A 17442-nucleotide genomic window follows, 5' to 3' on the forward strand; every position below is an offset into this window, starting at 1 on the left:
CAAACACCTATTGAGCCGCAGCGCCGCCGGGCGCGGTCTCGAGCCGGAACGCAGCGGCAAACAGCGCCCGCGTATAATCGGTCTTCGGAGACTTGAATAGCTCGCCTGCGGGGCCTTCCTCGACCACTTTGCCCTGTTTCATGACGATCAAATGACTGGCAAGCGAGGCAACCACCCGTAGATCATGGGAAATGAACATGTAGGTCAGGTCGCGCTTGCGCTGCAGTTCGCGAAGCAAATCGACCATCTGGGCCTGAAACAGCATGTCGAGCGCGCTGGTCGGCTCGTCGAGCACGACGAAGTTCGGCTCCAGCACCACCGCGCGCGCGATCGAAATCCGCTGACGCTGGCCGCCGGAGAACTCGTGCGGATAGCGGAAACGCGTCGCCGGATCGAGGCCGACATCCTTCAGCGCCTTGATCACACGCGCCTCGCGCTCGTCCTCGCCGAGTTGCGGCTGATGCACGCTGAGCCCCTCGGCAATGATGTCGCCGACCGACATGCGCGGGCTGAGCGCTCCGAACGGGTCTTGAAACACGATCTGCATATCGCGGCGAAACGGCAGCATCTGCTTGAACTTCAGACCCTGAACATCCTTGCCGAGAAACACGATCGGCCCGTCGGACGAGATCAACCGCAGCAGCGCCAGTCCCAGCGTTGTCTTGCCCGAACCGGACTCGCCCACCACGCCGAGCGTCTCGCCTTTGCGGATCGCCAGCGTCACGCCGTCGACCGCCTTGATATGGCCGACGGTCTTGCGCAGCAGGCCACGGCGGATCGGAAACCAGACCTTGAGATCGTTCGTCGAGATCACCACCGGCGCATCGGGGCACGGCGGCGCCGGGTCGGGCTTCGGCTCGGCGGCAAGCAGCGCCTTGGTGTATGGATGCTGCGGATCGGTGAACACCTGCTCGACCGGTCCCTGCTCGACGATCTTGCCGGTGTGCATCACGCAGACGGTATCAGCGATACGACGGACGATGCCGAGATCGTGGGTGATGAACAGCATGCTCATCCCAAGCCGCGCGCGGATGTCGGCGAGCAGCGCCAGGATCTGCGCCTGCACGGTGACGTCGAGCGCCGTGGTCGGCTCGTCGGCAATCAGCAGATCCGGCTCGTTGGCGAGCGCCATCGCGATCATCACGCGCTGGCGCTGCCCGCCGGACAATTGATGCGGATAGCTGGCGAGACGTGTCTCCGGCTCGGGGATGCCGACCTGGGTCAGCAACTCGATGATCCGCGCCCGTGCCTTGGCGCCGCGCACACCGCCGTGCAACTGCAGGATTTCGCCGATCTGGGCCTCGATCGTGTGCAGCGGATTGAGCGAGGTCATCGGCTCCTGAAACACGATCGAGATCTCGTTGCCACGAATGCCGCGGATCTCGCGCTCGGACATCCCGAGCAGTTCGTGCCCCTTGAACCGGATATGGCCGGACGGATGCGACGCGCTCGGATACGGCAGCAGCTTCAGGATCGACAGCGCGCTGACCGACTTGCCCGAGCCGGACTCGCCGACCAGTGCAACGCACTCGCCGCGCTTGATCCGGAACGACACATGATCGACGGCAGTCGTCGTCCCGCTGGGCTGGTGAAACGCCACCGACAGGTCGGAGACATCCAGGAGAGGCTGGTTGATCGCGTCCATGCGGCTCACCTGAACGTCTTGCGCGGGTCGAAGGCATCGCGGACGGCTTCGCCGATGAAGATCAGCAGCGACAACATGATGGCAACCGCGAAGAAGCCGGTGAAGCCGAGCCATGGCGCCTGAACGTTGGCCTTGCCCTGCGCCAGCAGTTCACCCAGCGACGGCGAGCCTGGCGGCAGGCCGAAGCCGAGGAAGTCGAGCGCGGTCAGCGTCATCACCGAGGAAGAGACGATGAACGGCAGAAACGTCATGGTCGCAACCATTGCGTTTGGCAGCAGGTGCCGCACCATGATTTTGGCGTTGGAAACGCCGAGCGCGCGTGCCGCCGTGATGTATTCGAAATTGCGTCCACGCAGGAATTCGGCGCGCACCAGACCGACCAACGACACCCAACTGAACAGCAGCAGGATGCCGAGCAGCACGAAGAAGCCGGGCACCAGCACCGAGGACAGGATCAGCAGCAGATACAGCGACGGGATCGCGGTCCACACTTCGATGAAGCGCTGGAAACCGAGATCGACCCAGCCGCCGAAATAGCCCTGGATGCCACCAGCAGCGACGCCGATGACCGACGAGATGATCGTCAGACTGAGGCCGAACAGGATCGAGATCCGGAAGCCGTAGATCAGCCGCGCGACCACGTCGCGGCCCTGATCGTCGGTACCGAGCCAGTTGTATTCGAGATCGCGGCAGCTCTTCACGCCCTTCTTGGCGACCACTGCGGCACATTCCTGCTCGGTCAGCATCCAGGTCGGCTTCGACGGCGCCGGCGTCGGCAGATCGAGATTGTGGGTCCCGTAGGAATAGCGGATCGGCGCCCAGATCACGGTGCCGCCCTTGTCGGCGATCAGCTTCTGCAAAAACGGATCGCGATAGTCCGCCGCCGTCTCGAAGTCACCGCCGAATGTGGTCTCGGAATAGGTCACCACCGCCGGGAAATAATAATGGCCGTCGAGCTTGATCAGCAGCGGCCGGTCGTTGGCGATAAATTCGGCGAACAGCGAGACGCCGAACAGCACCAAAAAGAGCCAGAACGACCAATAGCCGCGACGATTGGCTTTGAAGTTCTGCCAGCGCCGCTTGTTCAGCGGCGACAGCGACAAGCGGTTTCGGGTCGGCGGCACCGCCTCGCCGAGGGGCGCCTGCGTGGTGGCTTCGATCGGCTCGCGTGCGATCAGCGTCATCAGACGTCCCGCGCCTCGAAGTCGATCCGCGGATCGATCCACATATAGGTGAGATCGGAGATCAGGTTCACCACCAGGCCCACCAGTGAAAAGATGAACAGTGTACCGAACACGACCGGATAGTCGCGGTTGAGCACGCTCTCGAAGCCGAGCAGGCCCAGCCCGTCGAGCGAGAAGATGGTCTCGATCAACAGCGCGCCGGAGAAGAACGCGTGGATGAAGGCGCCAGGGAAGCCGGCGATCACGATCAGCATGGCGTTGCGGAACACGTGCCCGTACAGCACCTGGGTCTCGCTGCACCCCTTGGCGCGCGCAGTCATGACGTATTGCTTACGGATCTCGTCCAAGAACGAATTCTTGGTCAACAGCGTCATGGTGGCGAAGGCCCCCAGCGCCATCGAGATCAGCGGCAATGTGAGGTGCCAGAAATAGTCGAGGATCTTCCAGTACCATGGAAACTGGCTCCAGCCATCGGAGGTCAGGCCGCGGAGCGGAAACCAGCTGAAGAAGGAGCCGCCGGCGAACAGGATGATCAACAGGATCGCGAACAGGAAGCCTGGGATCGCGAAGCCGACGATGATCACCGCCGAGGTCCAGGTGTCGAATTTGGAGCCGTCCTGCACCGCCTTGCGAATGCCGAGCGGAATCGAGATCAGGTAGGTCAGGAGCGTCATCCAGATCCCGAGCGACATCGAGACCGGCAGCTTCTCCTTGATCAGTTGCAGCACGCTGACGTCGCGGAAATAGCTCTTGCCGAAATCGAACCGCGCGAAATTCCACAGCATGATCGCGAAGCGTTCCGGCGCCGGCTTATCGAAGCCGAATTGCTTCTCCAGGCTCTTGACGAATTCGGGGTCGAGCCCCTGAGCGCCGCGATATTTCGAGTTCACTGCCTCCGCCGCGCCGGCCGCTTGCGGCCGCGCGCCGAAGTCGCCGCCGGAAGAACCGGAGATGCGTGACGACGCGCCGGTGTCGGCGCCGGAGATCTGCGCGATCACCCGTTCGACGGGACCGCCGGGCGCGAACTGCACCACGACGAACGAAACGAACAGAATCCCGAGCAGCGTGGGAAACATCAGCAGGATGCGGCGGGCGATATAGGCGGCCATGCTATTTCCCTTGGCCGGCGGGTGCCGCAGGGGCGGTCGCCCACCACAGCTCCGGCACGCCGACGCCGGCGTATTTCGGCAGACTCGGCGGATGGGAGAACACGTCCCAATAGGCCAGCCGGTGCGAGGCCGAGTACCATTGCGGCACCCAATAACGGCCAGCCCGGATCAGCCGATCGAGAGCGCGCGCCGCAACGACCAGCTTGGTGCGGGTGTCGGCCGCGATCACCTGATCGATCATCGCATCGATGGCCGGATCGGAAATGCCGGCGAGATTGTTCGAGCCCTTGGTGGCTGCCGCCTGCGACGAGAAGAAGTTGCGCAGCGCGTCGCCCGGCACGGTCGAAAAGCTGTAGCGCTCGATCGTCAGATCGAAATCAAAATCGTCACGGCGCGCCCGCAGCTGCACCGGATCGACCAGCCTCAACGTGGCGTCGATGCCGAGCGTGCCGAGGTTCTTGATGAACGGCATATGGTGCGGCTGGAATGCCGGCTCGTCGAGCAGGAATTCGACCCGGAACGGCTCCCCCTGCGGCGTCAGACGTTTGCCGTTCTTGATCGGAAAGCCAGCCTCGTTCAACAGCTGCCCGCCCCGGCGCAGCAGCGCCCGGTCCTGTCCAGAGCCGTCGGATGCGGGCGGCATGAACGGTGTGCCGAACACTTCGTCGAGCACCTTGCCGCGGAACGGCTCCAGCAGCGCCAACTCTTCGGGCGACGGCGCGCCTACCGCCATCATGTCGGAATTCTGGAATGGCGACACCGTGCGCGCATAGGTGCCGTACATGATGGTCTTGTTGGTCCACTCGAAATCGAACGCGCAGCCGAGCGCCTCGCGGACGCGCGGATCCTTGAACTTGTCGCGGCGGGTGTTGATGAACCAGCCCTGCGCACCCGACGGGGTGTCGTCCGGCAGGATCTCGCGCTTGACGCGGCCGTCATGGATCGCGGGGAAATCGTAGCGGGTGTTCCAGATCCGCGAGGTGAACTCCTCGCGAAACAGATAGCTGCGCCCGGTGAAGCCTTCGAACGCAACGTCGCGATCGCGATAGAACTCGAACCGAACGGTGTCGAAATTGTAAGCCCCGACATTCACCGGCAGCTTCGCGCCCCACCAATCCTTGACCCGATCGAACTCGATGTAGCGACCAGATTCGAGCCGTCCGACCTTGTAGGGCCCGCTCCCGAGCGGCACATCCATGGTGGATTCATCGAACGGCTGTTTCGAATAGTAAGTTTCCGAAAACAGCGGCAGGCCGGCGACAAACAGCGGCACGTCGCGGCCGCGCTTCGGCTTGAAGGTCACCACCAGCGTCGCGTCGTCGGTCGCCACAGCCTCGACGAAGTCGCGCATTTGTTGCGTGACGATCGGGTGGCCCTTCGCCTTCAGGATGTTCAGCGAGAAAGCGGCGTCGCGCGCCGTCAGTTTGCTGCCGTCGTGGAAACGTGCTTCCGGCCGCATCGCGAAGCGATAGGTCAGGCCGTCGGCAGAGATCGCCACTTTGGAGGCCGCGAAGCCGTACATCGCGTCGGGCTCGTCGCCGGCACGCGCCATCAGCGTCGCGAAGGTCAGCCCCATGCCCTGGGCACCGTCCCCTTTGAGAATATAGGCATTGAGCGAATTGAAGGTCTGAAACGACTGGTTGAACGCCCGAACCGAAGGGATGGTGGAGAACAGTCCGCCTTTTGGAGTTCGCGGATCGACATAGTCGAAATGCGCGAAGTCGGCCGGGTACTTCAGGTCGCCGAAAGCCGACATGCCGTGGGCGATCGTCTCGCCTTCGGCCGCGGCGGCGGTGCCCCTGAGATGCGTGGCAGCCAGCGCGCCGACGCCGAGAGCGAGCACGTTGCGGCGGTTAAGCTGCGCCATAAGCGAAGCAATCCTCAAGAGCGCTTGCCGAGATTGGCGGCCTTGTCGGCGTCGTACCACCACAACGCCGGCAGACCAGAGCGAGCGTATTTCGGCAGCGGCGCGTGCCCAAACCGGTCCCAGCGCGCGTAGCGCATGAAGCCGTAGGTGAATTGTGGGACGACATAGAAGTTCCACAGCAGCACGCGGTCGAGCGCTCGCGTCGCCGCAATCAACGAGGGCCGGTCCTTGGCGTAGATCACCTTTTCGATCAGCTCATCGACGGCCGGATTCTTGATGCCGATGGTGTTGTGCGAGCCCTGCTCATTGGCCGCCTGTGATCCCCAATAATCGCGCTGTTCATTACCGGGCGACAGCGACTGGCCCCACAGGTCGGTGATGATGTCGAAATCGAACGCGCGAATCCGATTCTGATACTGCGCGTCGTCGACCACGCGGATCGAGACGGTGACGCCGAGCCGCTCCAGCGACGGCTTGTAGAACAGCGCAATCCGCTCCGACGACGGGTCCTGCACCAGGATCTCGACAGCGACCGGCTTGCCGGACGGATCGACCAGTTTGCGATCCTTGATGTCGAAGCCGGCCTCTTTCACCAGCTTGATCGCCTCACGGAGATTGGCGCGTACCGCCTCCGGGTTGCCGCCGACTGGATTGGTATAGGGCTGCGTGAACAGTTCGGCTGGCACCTTGTCGCGCACGGTTTCGAGCAGCGCCAGTTCCTGCCCTTCAGGCAGTCCGCTGGAGGCGAGCTCGGTGCCTTCGAAGAAGCTCGCGATCCGCTTGTACTGTCCATAGAACAGCTGCTTGTTCATCTCTTCGAAATCGAACGCGTAGTTGAACGCGCGCCGGACCCGCGGATCCTTGAACATCTCGCGGCGGGTATTCAGCACGAACGCCTGCATCCGTCCCGAATCGTTGATCGGGAATTCTTCTTTGACAACACGCTTGTCGTTCACCGCGGGAAAGTCGTAGGCGGTCGCCCACTGCTTGGCGGAGTTCTCCATGATCCAGTCGGCCTGGTCGGCCTTGAAGGCCTCCAGTGCGACGGTGTTGTCACGGAAGTACTCGAACCGCAGCTCGTCGAAATTGTTCTGGCCGATCCGCACCGGCAGCTTCTCGCCCCAATAGTCCTTCACGCGCTCCAGCACGATCGAACGGCCGGCGACGAAGTCCTTGATCTTGTAGGGCGCCGAGCCGAGCGGCGGCTCCAGCGTTGTTGCCGAGACGTCGCGCTTGCGCCCCTGGGCGTCAGTGCCCTCCCACCAATGCTTCGGCAGCACCATCAACTCGCCGACGATGGTCGGCAGTTCGCGGTTGCCCGGCGCATCGAAGGTGAAGCGGACGTCGCGCTCGCCGACCTTCTCGGCCTTGACGACGTGACGATAATACGAGGCGTAGCGTGGGCTGTATTTCTTCAGCGCATCGAACGAAAAGACGACGTCGTCGGCCGTGACCGGCTTGCCGTCGTTCCAGCGCGCTTCCTTGCGCACGCGATAGATCACCCAGGAAAAATCGTCGGGATGCGCAGCGCCCTCGGCGAGCAAGCCGTATTCGGTGCCGACCTCGTCCTGCGACGGCGTCATCAGGGTTTCGTAGAGATACCCCACCGGCCCGGCGATGTTACCTTTCACGCCGGCGACCGCGAGATTGAAATTGTCGAAGGTGCCTAGCGCGATCTGCCGCGCGGCACCGCCCTTCGGTGCTTTCGGATTCACATAATCGAACTGCGCGAAGCCGGCCGGATATTTCAGCTCCCCGAACAGCGACAGACCGTGGCGCCATGCCGCCCCATCGACCGCGGTTTCGGCGCGCGCCGCGCTCGCCCCAAACAGGCCGGGGCTGAAGCTCAAAGCCGGGGTCGCTGCGGCCAACAAGCCGCCCTGCAGAAGATGTCGTCGGGTCAACGTCACGATACTGAAATCCCTGTTCGCTGCGGTCTTCGCCCAGACCGGACTGTCCGAGGATTCGTCCGATTATGGCGATTTTGGCGGAGGATAACACCCCACGCACGGCCGACTTGCGGCGAAAGGTCCCGGTTACCGATGTTTAATCCGCACCGGTTTCGCAAAACAAAACGGCCGGGAAAATCCCGGCCGTTCAACGTCCCAGTCTTGGAAAATCGTTACTTCTCGGCCGTCGCCGGCAGCGCCTCGGGCTTGTCGGAATTCTTGTTGAGATAGGCGATCAGGTCGGCCCGTTCCTTGTCGTTCGGGACGCCGGCGAAGCTCATCGCGGTGCCCGGAATGTAGCCCTTCGGGTTCGCAAGGAACTTGTTGAGCTCGTCGAACGTCCAGGCGCCGCCCTTGGCCTTCATCGCAGCCGAGAAATTGAAACCGTTTCGGCCTTCGCCGCGATGGTCGCCGACGATGCCGTAGAGGTTCGGGCCGACGCGGTTCGGGCCGTCCTTCTCGAAGGTGTGGCAGGCCGCGCACTTCTTGGCGACCTTGGAGCCCTGATCGACCGAGGCGGTCTGCAGCAGCTTCTCGATCGGCTCGTCCGCCTTCGGCGCAGCATCCTTCGCCTGCGCCGGCTCGGCTTCCTTCACTACGATGGCATAGCCCTGTTTTTCAGGCTTGGTCGGAGAGAAGATCGCCTGGGCGGTGAAATTGGACAGCAGCAGGATCAGCAAGGTCCCGAAGATCGCGCCGACAATTTTGTTGAGTTCGAAAGTATCCATTTTCGCTCGCGTTTCCGAACCAGCCCGCGCCCGGACCTGTTCATCGGAGGCATTCTCAACTTGACTTTAGTCGGGATGAGATATCGGTTTGCCCCCGCGCTGGCAACCCGTATAAACGCCTCACACGCGTCGCTTCGGGCAGCCTGATACCAGTTCCGGCATTCGCTGCGGTGCATCATCCGCTGCAAGCGATCCTCTCATGACATCTCCAGCCACTCTGGTTCTAATCCCTGCCCGGATGGCCGCTACGCGGCTGCCCGGCAAACCGCTGCTCGACATCGCTGGGCTGCCGATGGTGGTGCAGGTGCTGCGCCGGGCCCAGGCGGCGGAAATCGGACGGGTGGCGGTAGCAACCGATGCACCGGAGATCGCCGCCGCGGTGACCGCCCATGGCGGCGAGGTGGTGATGACCCGCGCCGACCATCCCTCCGGATCGGACCGCATCTTCGAGGCCCTGCAGACGCTGGACCCGGACCGCAAGATCGAAACCGTGATCAACCTGCAGGGCGATTTCCCGACCATCCGCCCCGAGCAGATCGGCGCGGTGCTGGGGCCGCTCGCCGACCCGGCCGTCGACATCGCCACGTTGGCGGCCGAGATCCACACCGAGGAAGAGGCCACCAATCCGAACGTGGTGAAGGTGATCGGCTCGCCGCTCGCCGCGGACCGGCTGCGGGCGCTGTATTTCACCCGCGCGACCGCCCCATGGGGCGACGGACCGCGCTACCATCATATCGGCCTGTACGGCTACCGCCGCGCCGCCCTAGAGCGGTTCGTGGCACTGCCCCCTTCCCCACTCGAGCTGCGCGAGAAGCTCGAACAGCTCCGTGCGCTAGAGGCCGGGATGCGGATCGACGTCGGCATCGTCGACACCGTGCCCCGCGGGGTCGATACGCCGGCAGATCTCGAGACCGCACGGCGCGTGCTCGGCGGCTGACCCCGCCCTCTGGCGAAAACCGCTGCGACTGCTAGAAGGCGCGCCAGACAAAGGACGACGAAGATCAGACCATGAAAATCGCATTCCAGGGCGAACCCGGCGCCAATTCCCACATCGCGATCAGCGACGCCTATCCCACCGCCGAGGCGATGCCTTGCGCCACCTTCGAGGACGCGCTGAGCGCGATCTCCTCCGGTGAAGCCGATCTCGGCATGATCCCGATCGAGAACTCGGTCGCCGGCCGTGTCGCCGATATCCATCATCTGCTGCCGACTTCGAAGCTGTTCATCGTCGGCGAGTGGTTCCTGCCGATCCGGCATCAGCTCGTGGCGGTGCCCGGCGCAAAGCTCGAAGACATCAAGACGGTCGAAAGCCACGTCCATGCGCTCGGCCAGTGCCGCCGCATCATCCGCAAGTTCGGACTGAAGCCGATCGTCGCCGGCGACACCGCCGGCTCGGCACGGATCATCGCCGAACGCGGCGACAAGACCTGCGCGGCGATCTCGTCGCGGCTGGCGGCGAAGATCTATGGTCTCGACATCCTGGCCGAGGACATCGAGGACGAGGCACACAACACCACCCGCTTCGTCGTGCTGGCACGCGAGCCGCGCTGGGCGGCGCAAGGCTCCGGCAAGCTCGTCACCACTTTTGTCTTCCGGGTGCGCAACCTGCCGGCCGCGCTCTACAAGGCGCTCGGCGGTTTCGCCACCAACGGCGTCAACATGACCAAGCTCGAAAGCTACATGGTCGACGGCAATTTCTTTGCGACGCAGTTTTACGCCGATGTCGAAGGCCATCCCGAGGATCGCAACCTCGCCTTCGCGCTCGACGAGCTGAAGTTCTTCTCCCGCGAATTCCGCATCGTCGGCGTCTATCCGGGCCACCCGTTCCGCGCGACATTCAGCGAGCGCTGACTTAGCGTCTCGGCGTTTGTGACGAAGATCATCGACCGATCACAGGTCGATGATCTTCATTCGCTCAAGATAGCCGGACATCGCCGCGGCCACACGCGTTTCAAGGCCGCGAGCATCGGTCTCGCCGCGCTCGCCCGCTGCATCGATCATCCCTCTGGCCATCGCAAACAGGTCGCGGCTCGCCGTCCGCGCGGCGGCGCCTCGCCCGGCACCGTGCCGCGCCAGCAGCCGCGCGAGCGCCTTGGCGCCGACGTCCCCGAGGGCGCCGACTTCGGCCTGGAGCGGCAGCCGGGCCTCCTCGAAATCCAGCAACCGGGCCAATACAGGCCGCCGCAACTGATGCGCCACTGCCGCGTGGATGAAATGGCGTAACCCCTCGGCCAGCGACGGCGCGTCGCCGACCTGCTCAAGCGCCGCGCTTAGCGGCTCGGTCTCGCGGCGGAGCAGAGCCTTGGTAATCGCATCCTTATTCGGGAAGTACTGATACAACGAACCGATGCTCACGCCAGCGCGCGCCGCGACGTCGTTGGTGTTGTACCCCCGAAATCCCTTGTCCTCCAAAATGCGAGCAGCGGCTTCGACGATCGCCGCGACGGTTTCGGCGGACCGCGCCTGAGCCGGCCTTTTACGCGGCTCCATGCGGTTCTTCGAGCTTTTCCTGGCCATAACCCAATGCGAGTAGCGTTTGTGAGCTTTCACTCATATTTTTGCATTCGTTATCGAAGCGCAAGTTAATAATTGCCATCGACCGCGTCGCCGACCGTTCCGGCCAGCGCCGGGCTGTGTCCGATGGCTCGACCGGACCAACGCATGACCACGACCACCCCGACAACACCTGCAGATCCACGCGCCGTCCGCCGCAAGCGGCTGGCGTGGTTCGGCATCCTGTTGGCCACGACCGCCGTCGCTGCAGGCGCCTGGGCTTATTTGTCCGACCCCGCACTACGCCACACCGACGACGCCTATGTCGGCGGCCAGTTGGTACAGATCACCTCGGAAATGTCCGGCGCCGTGACGCGCATCCTCGCCGACAACACCGATTGGGTCGCGGCCGGCGATGTCCTGGTCGAACTCGATTCCACCGATGCACGGATCGAACTCGCCAGCGCCAAGGCGGAACTCGCGCAGGCCGTCCGCAACGTCCGCGGCTTGTTTGCCAGCGACGCCCGTTCCGACGCGGACGTCCATCTCCGCCTCGCCGAATTCAACAAGGCGCAGGGCGACCTCAACGTCAAGCAGACGCTGATCAGCAGCGGCGCAGTGTCACGCGAGAGTCTTCGCCACGCCAGTGACGCACTCAGTGCCGCACAGGCGGCGCTCGCTTCGGCGCAGCAGGCGCGCGCTCAGGCGCTGGCGCTCGTCAACAACTCCACGCTGGCGTCGAATCCGCCGGTGCAAGTCGCAGCCGAACGCGTCCGCGCCGCAGCACTGGCGATCGAACGGACCAGGATCACCGCGCCGGTGTCCGGCATGGTCGCGCAGCGCTCCATTCAACTCGGCCGCCGCGTCGGCCCGGGCGAAAAGATGATGACGGTCGTCCCGCTCGACCGGCTGTGGGTCGACGCGAACTTCAAGGAGATTCAGCTGCAAGGCGTCTGCGCCGGACAGCCTGCCAAGGTGACGGCCGACATCTATGGCCGGTCGATAACATACCACGGCACAGTCCGGGGCATCGAGGCCGGCACCGGTGCAGCCTTCGCCTTGCTGCCGGCGCAGAACGCCACCGGCAACTGGATCAAAGTGGTGCAGCGGGCTCCTGTGAGGATCAGCCTCGATCCCTCCGAACTGCTCCAGCATCCGCTGCGGATCGGCATGTCGGCCGAAGTGGAGGTTGACACCAGGACCTGTGATTCCACGGCGGCGCCCGCGAAGCGGCAAGAGCAGTCCGCAATCCACGACGCCCGGGCGGCAGCCGCCGACGCCGTGGTCCGGCAAGTCATCGCCGACAACATCGGAGCGGACCGATGACTGCGTCTCAAGCAAAGCAACCGATCACGCCACTGGTGGGCGTGCCCCGCTCGCTGGCCGCAGTGACATTCGGCCTCGCCTCCTTCATGGCTGTGGTCGATATCACGGTTGCCAATGTGTCGGTGCCGACGATCTCCGGCAACCTCGGCGTCAGCCCGGAAGAAGGCGAATGGACAATTACGTTCTTCGCTATCTCGAATGCGATTTGCATTCCGTTGACCGGCTGGCTCGGCCGCCGCTTCGGCCAGGCGCGGCTGTTCGCTGGCTCAGTCGCCGCCTTCACGCTCGCCTCGATCCTGTGCGGGCTGGCGCCGACGTTCGAAACGCTGCTGATCGCCCGCGTCCTGCAGGGCGCGGTGGCAGGTCCGATCGTGCCACTCAGCCAAGCCCTGCTCGTCGCGGTGTTTCCGCCTGAGAAGCGCACCTTCGCAGTGGCGATGTGGGCGATGACCAACATGGCGGGGCCGGTCGCCGGCCCGATGCTGGGCGGCTGGATCACCGACCAATTCTCCTGGCCGTGGATCTTCCTGATCAACGCACCGGTCGGCGTCTTCGTGGTGATCTCGGCCGGAATCCTGCTCCGGGGCAAGGATACGCCGACGGTCCGGCTACCAGTCGATGTCGTGGGCCTCGCCCTGTTGGCGATCGCGGTGGGCTGCCTTCAGGTCACCTTCGATCGCGGCCGCACGCTCGACTGGTTTGCGTCGCCGCTGATCTGTGCCACCGCGACGATCTCGGTGGTCGGCTTCTTTCTCTTGGTGGTCTGGGAACTCGGCGAAGCTCACCCGATCGTGGATCTGCGCCTGTTCGAATTTCGCAACTTCGCGATCGGCACGCTGAGCGTCGCGGTCGGCTTCGGTCTGTACTTCGCGGCACTCGTTCTCGTGCCGCTGTGGCTGCAGACGGATCTCGGCTACAGCTCGACCTGGGCCGGCGTCGCGACCGCTCCCATGGGGGCATTCGGAATCGTGCTGGCGCCGTTTCTCGGCCGCTGGGTGGCGACCCACGGGCCGCGCCTCTATGCCAGCATAGCCTTCGCCGCCTGGGCGCTGGTGGCGCTGTGGCGTTCGACGATGACGACCGGCGTGACCGTCGCGGACGTTGCGCTGATCCATCTCGCGCAAGGCATCGGCATCGCGTTCTTCCTCACGCCGGTGGTGAGCCTGTCGCTGGCCGGACTGCCGCCCGACAAACTCGCGTCCGCCTCCGGCCTACAGACCGCAATCCGCATGATGGCCGGCAGCCTGTGCGCATCGATCGCCCAGACGTTCTGGGACGAACGCGCGCGCTTCCATCGCAATCACCTGGTCGATGCCGTGACGGAGCTGAGCGGTCGAGCCGCGACGGCGATCAATCAGTTACGGAGCACCGGCCTGACCGAACAGCAGTCCTGGACGGTGATCAATCAACAGATCGACGTTCAGGCGCGCATGCTGTCGCTGAACGACTTCTTCTACGTCTCTGCTTTCGCGTTCGCTGCTGCGCTCGGCATCATCTGGCTCGCACGCGGACCGAAACAATCAACCTGAAGGTGCTCTCGTGCATATGCTGCGAAACAACAGAACGCTTCATCAGACCGAGGTCGTCGATATCGTCGACATCACGCCGCGGATGCGACGGATCAGCATCGTCGGCGAGTCTCTCCCCTTGCTGGGGATCAACCTGCCGGGCCAATGGATGAAGGTGTTCGTCCCAACAGCCGACAACGAAGTGCGCGCGGGCCGAGCCTACACGATCCGCCAGTTCGACCGCCCCTCCGGGCGGATCGCCTTCGATGTCGTGCTGCACGGTGACGACGGGCCGGCGTCCCGCTGGGCGCGCCGCGCAAGACGTGGCGATCGCCTCGATGTCGGTGGCCCGCGCTCGGGCCACATGATCGACGCCGGCGTCGCAAACTACATCCTGGCCGGCGACGCGACCGCGCTTCCAGCCATCGCCGCCATTCTGGAAGCGCTACCGGAGGGCTGCCAGGCCGAAGCTTTCCTCGAAGTCGCAGACACCGCCGAGGAAAGCTATCTCGCGCCCCGCCCCAATCAGACGATCACGTGGTTGCATTCCGGCACGTTTATTCCGGGCACCACCGGACTGATCGAGCGCGCCCTGAAGACCGCGCCCCTTGAAACAGCAAACTGTCAGGCCTGGATTGCAGGCGAGTCGTCGATGATGCGATCGATCCGAAGCCACTTGCTGCTGGACCGCGGCATCATCCATCCCGCCATCGAATCGGCCGGCTACTGGAAGCTCGGCTCGGCGGATCACCGCGAGCGGGACTAGAACGCCGGGCTGCGAAGAGAACCTGAGCACTCTTCGCGAAGCCATCCCGTCTTACTAAGTTCTTCGGCTAAGCTGCCACTTTCTGCAGCTCGAACGCGTCGGCCAGCAAGCTGTAGGACCGCTTGCGCGCATCGTGGTCATACACCGCGGTGATCACCATCAGTTCGTCGGCACGGCTTGCGTTAATCAGCGGCTGCAGCGCCTGCCGAACCGTCGCCGGACTGCCGACGAACAGCCGCGAGCGATTACGCGCGATCGAGGCACGGTCGGCTTCAGTGTACGAATAAGACAGAGCTTCCTCGACACTTGGCAGCGGCACGTAGCGGCCACGGTCGCGTAGCAGGCGACTGAGATCCATCGAACTCGCCAGCCGCTCCGCTTCCTCATCGGTGGCGGCGACAACGGCGGCGACGGCCAAAATACCGTGTGGCGTCGACCGCCAGCGCGTCGGACGGAAGTTGCTGCGATAATGCGTCAGTGCCTCGACCGCATCGTGCGAAGCGAAGTGATGCGCGAACGCGAAGCCCATACCGACCTGCGCGGCGAGCTCGGAACTGTAGTCGCTGGAGCCGAGCAGCCAGATCGGTGGCAGCGGCGTATCGTCGGGCATCGCGACGACGTTGTTGTACGGATGGCCCGGCGGAAAGCCGCGCGTCTCCCACAGCGTCAGCTCTTGCAGCCGCTCCAGAAAATCGTCGCCCTCACGGCCATCGAGCCGGCGGCGCAACGCGTGCATCGTCGCCTGGTCGGTGCCCGGCGCGCGGCCGATACCGAGATCGATCCGACCGGGGAACAGCGCTTCAAGCATCTTGAAGCGTTCCGCCACGACCAGCGGCGCGTGGTTCGGCAGCATCACGCCACCGGAGCCGACGCGAATGCGTTCGGTCACCGCCGCGATCTGCCCAATCATGATTTCGGGCGCGGGACTGGCGACCGAAGGAAGATTGTGATGCTCGGCCAGCCAGTAGCGCACATAGCCCAGCGAATCCGCGTGGCGCGCAAGGTCGATCGAGTTGCGCAATGACGCCGCCGGCGGTGTGCCGGTGGTGACGACGGACAGATCGAGGATCGAGAGTGGCAGCATCTACATAACCTAGTGCGCTACCGAGGCGGGCGCAAAGGTATTGGGCTAGGCAATTCGACGATCATCTGCCCCTTTCTCTGGCAGTGGGCAGAATGACCACCTGCTTGGGAAGATGTGGCTGATCTGGTCCCGCCAAGATCGCCACGCTGCACACAACCATCTGACGGATCGATCTATTTTCAAAGAAGGCGCGGCATCCGCCTTGCCCACCCCCGGACAGGCTGCAACCCCACCCAACGTGAAAAACGGACTATTTTGGGCAACTTCCCAAACTGATATCGCCCAAAGTGGGCTGGCCGCGGAAAGCAGTTCGGCCTAATTTAACGCGGTTCGTGGAGGTTCCTGGCCGTTGGGCAGCCGCACGTGCCTGTGGATGCCCGAACCGCCCTTTCAAACTGGATGACGATCAGATGAGCGACCTGCCGCAGCAGCTTCCGGCGATTTCCTTCGAGTTCTTCCCGCCGAAGACCGAGGAGATGGAGCGCAATTTGTGGCAGGCGATCAGCCGGCTGGCGCCGCTGCATCCAAGCTTCGTCTCCGTCACCTATGGGGCTGGCGGCTCCACCCGGGAGCGGACCCACGCCACCATCGCGCGCATCCTGAAAGAAACCGATCTGACGCCGGCGGCGCATCTGACCTGCGTCGACGCCCCCTGTGCCGACGTCGACGATGTCGTCGCGCGGTATCACGACATCGGCGTCCGCCACATCGTGGCGCTGCGCGGGGATCCGACCACCGGCCTCGGCGGCACCTACACGCCGCATCCGCAGGGCTATCGCAGCTCGGCCGATCTCGTCGCCTCGATCAAGCGCCGCTACCCGGACATCGACGTCACGGTGTCGGCCTATCCGGAGAAGCATCCGGAGAGCACCGGTTTCGACGCCGACCTCGATATCCTGAAGGCCAAGGTCGATGCCGGCGCGACCCGCGCGATTACCCAATTCTTCTTCGATAACGACCTGTACTTCCGCTACCTCGACCGCGTCCGCGCTCGCGGCATCAATATCCCGATCGTGCCGGGTATCCTGCCGGTGCAGAACTTCAAGCAGGCCGCAGGCTTCGCCGCCCGCGCCGGCGCCAGCGTGCCGGACTGGCTAGCCAAGCAGTTCGAAGGGCTCGACGACGATCCCGACACCCGCAAGCTGGTCGCCGCCACCGTCGCGGCCGGCCAGGTGCATAAGCTCGCCAAGCACGGCGTCAGCAACTTCCACTTCTACACCATGAATCGCGCGGACCTGGCGTTCGCCATCAGCCATCTGCTGGGCTTCCGGCCGCAGGCGGCAAGGCAAGCCGCGTGAACTTGCAACCAGATTCTCCCCGCGCAGGGCGCGCTCCCTCTCCCCGTCGGGGAGAGGGCTGGGGTGAGGGGCGCCGGCGCCGATGGTCATCCGCACCACGCGTACACCGATCGCCAGGCGCCTGCGGGCTCAGCCGACGCAGGCCGAAACGTTGCTGTGGCGCCGTCTCCGCAATCGCCAGCTCGATGGATGGAAGTTCAAGCGGCAATTTCCGATCGACCGATTTGTCGTCGACTTCTGCTGCACCGAAGCGCGGCTCGTCGTCGAACTCGACGGCGGACAACATGAACAACAGACCGAGCAAGATACGGCGCGGACGGAGGTGCTCTCCGCGATGGGCTATCTGGTCGTTCGGTTCTGGAACAACGATGTGCTGTCGAATCCCGACGGCGTGCTCGAAACGATTGCCCGAACGATCAGACCGCATGCGTTCGATCCCCCTCACCCCAGCCCTCTCCCCGACGGGGAGAGGGAGCCGCGCTGAG

Annotated in this window: 15 protein-coding genes; 7 read left to right on the plus strand and 8 right to left on the minus strand. The window is 64.1% G+C overall.

The window, feature by feature from the left end; all coding sequences use genetic code 11:
- Positions 1 to 7: 7 nt before the first annotated feature.
- From HZF03_RS18640 to HZF03_RS18665, 6 genes are all read right to left on the minus strand, one after another.
- Positions 8 to 1645, minus strand: coding sequence for an ABC transporter ATP-binding protein (locus HZF03_RS18640; RefSeq protein ID WP_104512631.1), 1638 nt, complete (start codon positions 1643 to 1645; stop codon positions 8 to 10).
- Between the two features lie 5 nt (positions 1646 to 1650).
- A complete protein-coding gene (locus HZF03_RS18645) occupies positions 1651 to 2829 on the minus strand; it encodes an ABC transporter permease (protein ID WP_011159228.1) in 1179 nt (392 codons plus the stop codon).
- Positions 2829 to 3938, minus strand: a complete 1110-nt coding sequence (locus HZF03_RS18650; protein ID WP_011159229.1) for a microcin C ABC transporter permease YejB — start codon at positions 3936 to 3938, stop codon at positions 2829 to 2831. The genes HZF03_RS18645 and HZF03_RS18650 overlap by 1 nt, the downstream gene beginning before the upstream one ends.
- A 1-nt stretch (position 3939) precedes the next feature.
- Positions 3940 to 5805 (minus strand): extracellular solute-binding protein, encoded by a 1866-nt coding sequence (locus tag HZF03_RS18655; RefSeq protein ID WP_119019519.1) that lies wholly within the window; start codon positions 5803 to 5805, stop codon positions 3940 to 3942.
- A 14-nt stretch (positions 5806 to 5819) separates the two neighbouring features.
- A complete protein-coding gene (locus tag HZF03_RS18660) occupies positions 5820 to 7715 on the minus strand; it encodes an extracellular solute-binding protein (protein ID WP_012497096.1) in 1896 nt (631 codons plus the stop codon).
- Between the two features lie 212 nt (positions 7716 to 7927).
- The gene (locus HZF03_RS18665) at positions 7928 to 8482 is read right to left on the minus strand and encodes a c-type cytochrome (RefSeq protein ID WP_012497097.1); all 555 of its coding nucleotides are present in this window, start codon (positions 8480 to 8482) and stop codon (positions 7928 to 7930) included.
- Positions 8483 to 8681: 199 nt separating this feature from the next.
- Between HZF03_RS18665 and HZF03_RS18670 the strand changes: the two genes are divergently transcribed.
- Positions 8682 to 9419 (plus strand): 3-deoxy-manno-octulosonate cytidylyltransferase, encoded by a 738-nt coding sequence (locus HZF03_RS18670; protein ID WP_012497098.1) that lies wholly within the window; start codon positions 8682 to 8684, stop codon positions 9417 to 9419.
- A gap of 71 nt (positions 9420 to 9490) precedes the next feature.
- Positions 9491 to 10333 carry a prephenate dehydratase gene (locus HZF03_RS18675; protein WP_012497099.1) on the plus strand — a complete coding sequence of 281 codons (843 nt, stop codon included), beginning with the start codon at positions 9491 to 9493 and terminating at the stop codon, positions 10331 to 10333.
- A 39-nt stretch (positions 10334 to 10372) separates the two neighbouring features.
- Here the strand turns inward: HZF03_RS18675 and HZF03_RS18680 are convergent, their stop codons facing one another.
- Entirely contained in the window at positions 10373 to 10972 is a 600-nt protein-coding gene (locus HZF03_RS18680; protein WP_234832307.1) for a TetR/AcrR family transcriptional regulator, read from the minus strand.
- 171 nt (positions 10973 to 11143) lie between these two features.
- Between HZF03_RS18680 and HZF03_RS18685 the strand changes: the two genes are divergently transcribed.
- From HZF03_RS18685 to HZF03_RS18695, 3 genes are read left to right on the plus strand one after another with little or no spacing between them, the layout of a single operon-like run.
- Complete coding sequence (locus tag HZF03_RS18685) at positions 11144 to 12301, plus strand: HlyD/EmrA/EmrK family protein (protein WP_234832308.1); 1158 nt, start codon at positions 11144 to 11146, stop codon at positions 12299 to 12301.
- Positions 12298 to 13830 carry a DHA2 family efflux MFS transporter permease subunit gene (locus tag HZF03_RS18690; protein WP_119019521.1) on the plus strand — a complete coding sequence of 511 codons (1533 nt, stop codon included), beginning with the start codon at positions 12298 to 12300 and terminating at the stop codon, positions 13828 to 13830. Before HZF03_RS18685 ends, HZF03_RS18690 begins: the two co-directional genes overlap by 4 nt.
- Positions 13831 to 13846: 16 nt before the next feature.
- Positions 13847 to 14575: a siderophore-interacting protein gene (locus HZF03_RS18695; protein WP_119019522.1), complete on the plus strand. Its 729-nt coding sequence runs from the start codon at positions 13847 to 13849 to the stop codon at positions 14573 to 14575.
- 67 nt (positions 14576 to 14642) lie between these two features.
- Here the strand turns inward: HZF03_RS18695 and HZF03_RS18700 are convergent, their stop codons facing one another.
- Complete coding sequence (locus tag HZF03_RS18700) at positions 14643 to 15659, minus strand: LLM class flavin-dependent oxidoreductase (protein ID WP_119019523.1); 1017 nt, start codon at positions 15657 to 15659, stop codon at positions 14643 to 14645.
- Between the two features lie 410 nt (positions 15660 to 16069).
- Here HZF03_RS18700 and metF point away from each other — a divergent pair, with 410 nt between their 5' ends.
- Together metF and HZF03_RS18710 are read left to right on the plus strand one after the other, a co-directional pair.
- Complete coding sequence (metF, locus tag HZF03_RS18705) at positions 16070 to 16957, plus strand: methylenetetrahydrofolate reductase [NAD(P)H] (RefSeq protein ID WP_119019524.1); 888 nt, start codon at positions 16070 to 16072, stop codon at positions 16955 to 16957.
- Between the two features lie 82 nt (positions 16958 to 17039).
- Entirely contained in the window at positions 17040 to 17441 is a 402-nt protein-coding gene (locus HZF03_RS18710; protein WP_119019525.1) for an endonuclease domain-containing protein, read from the plus strand.
- Position 17442: the final 1 nt, after the last annotated feature.

The organism is Rhodopseudomonas palustris (genome assembly GCF_013415845.1).
Classification (GTDB): Bacteria; Pseudomonadota; Alphaproteobacteria; order Rhizobiales; family Xanthobacteraceae; genus Rhodopseudomonas; species Rhodopseudomonas palustris_F.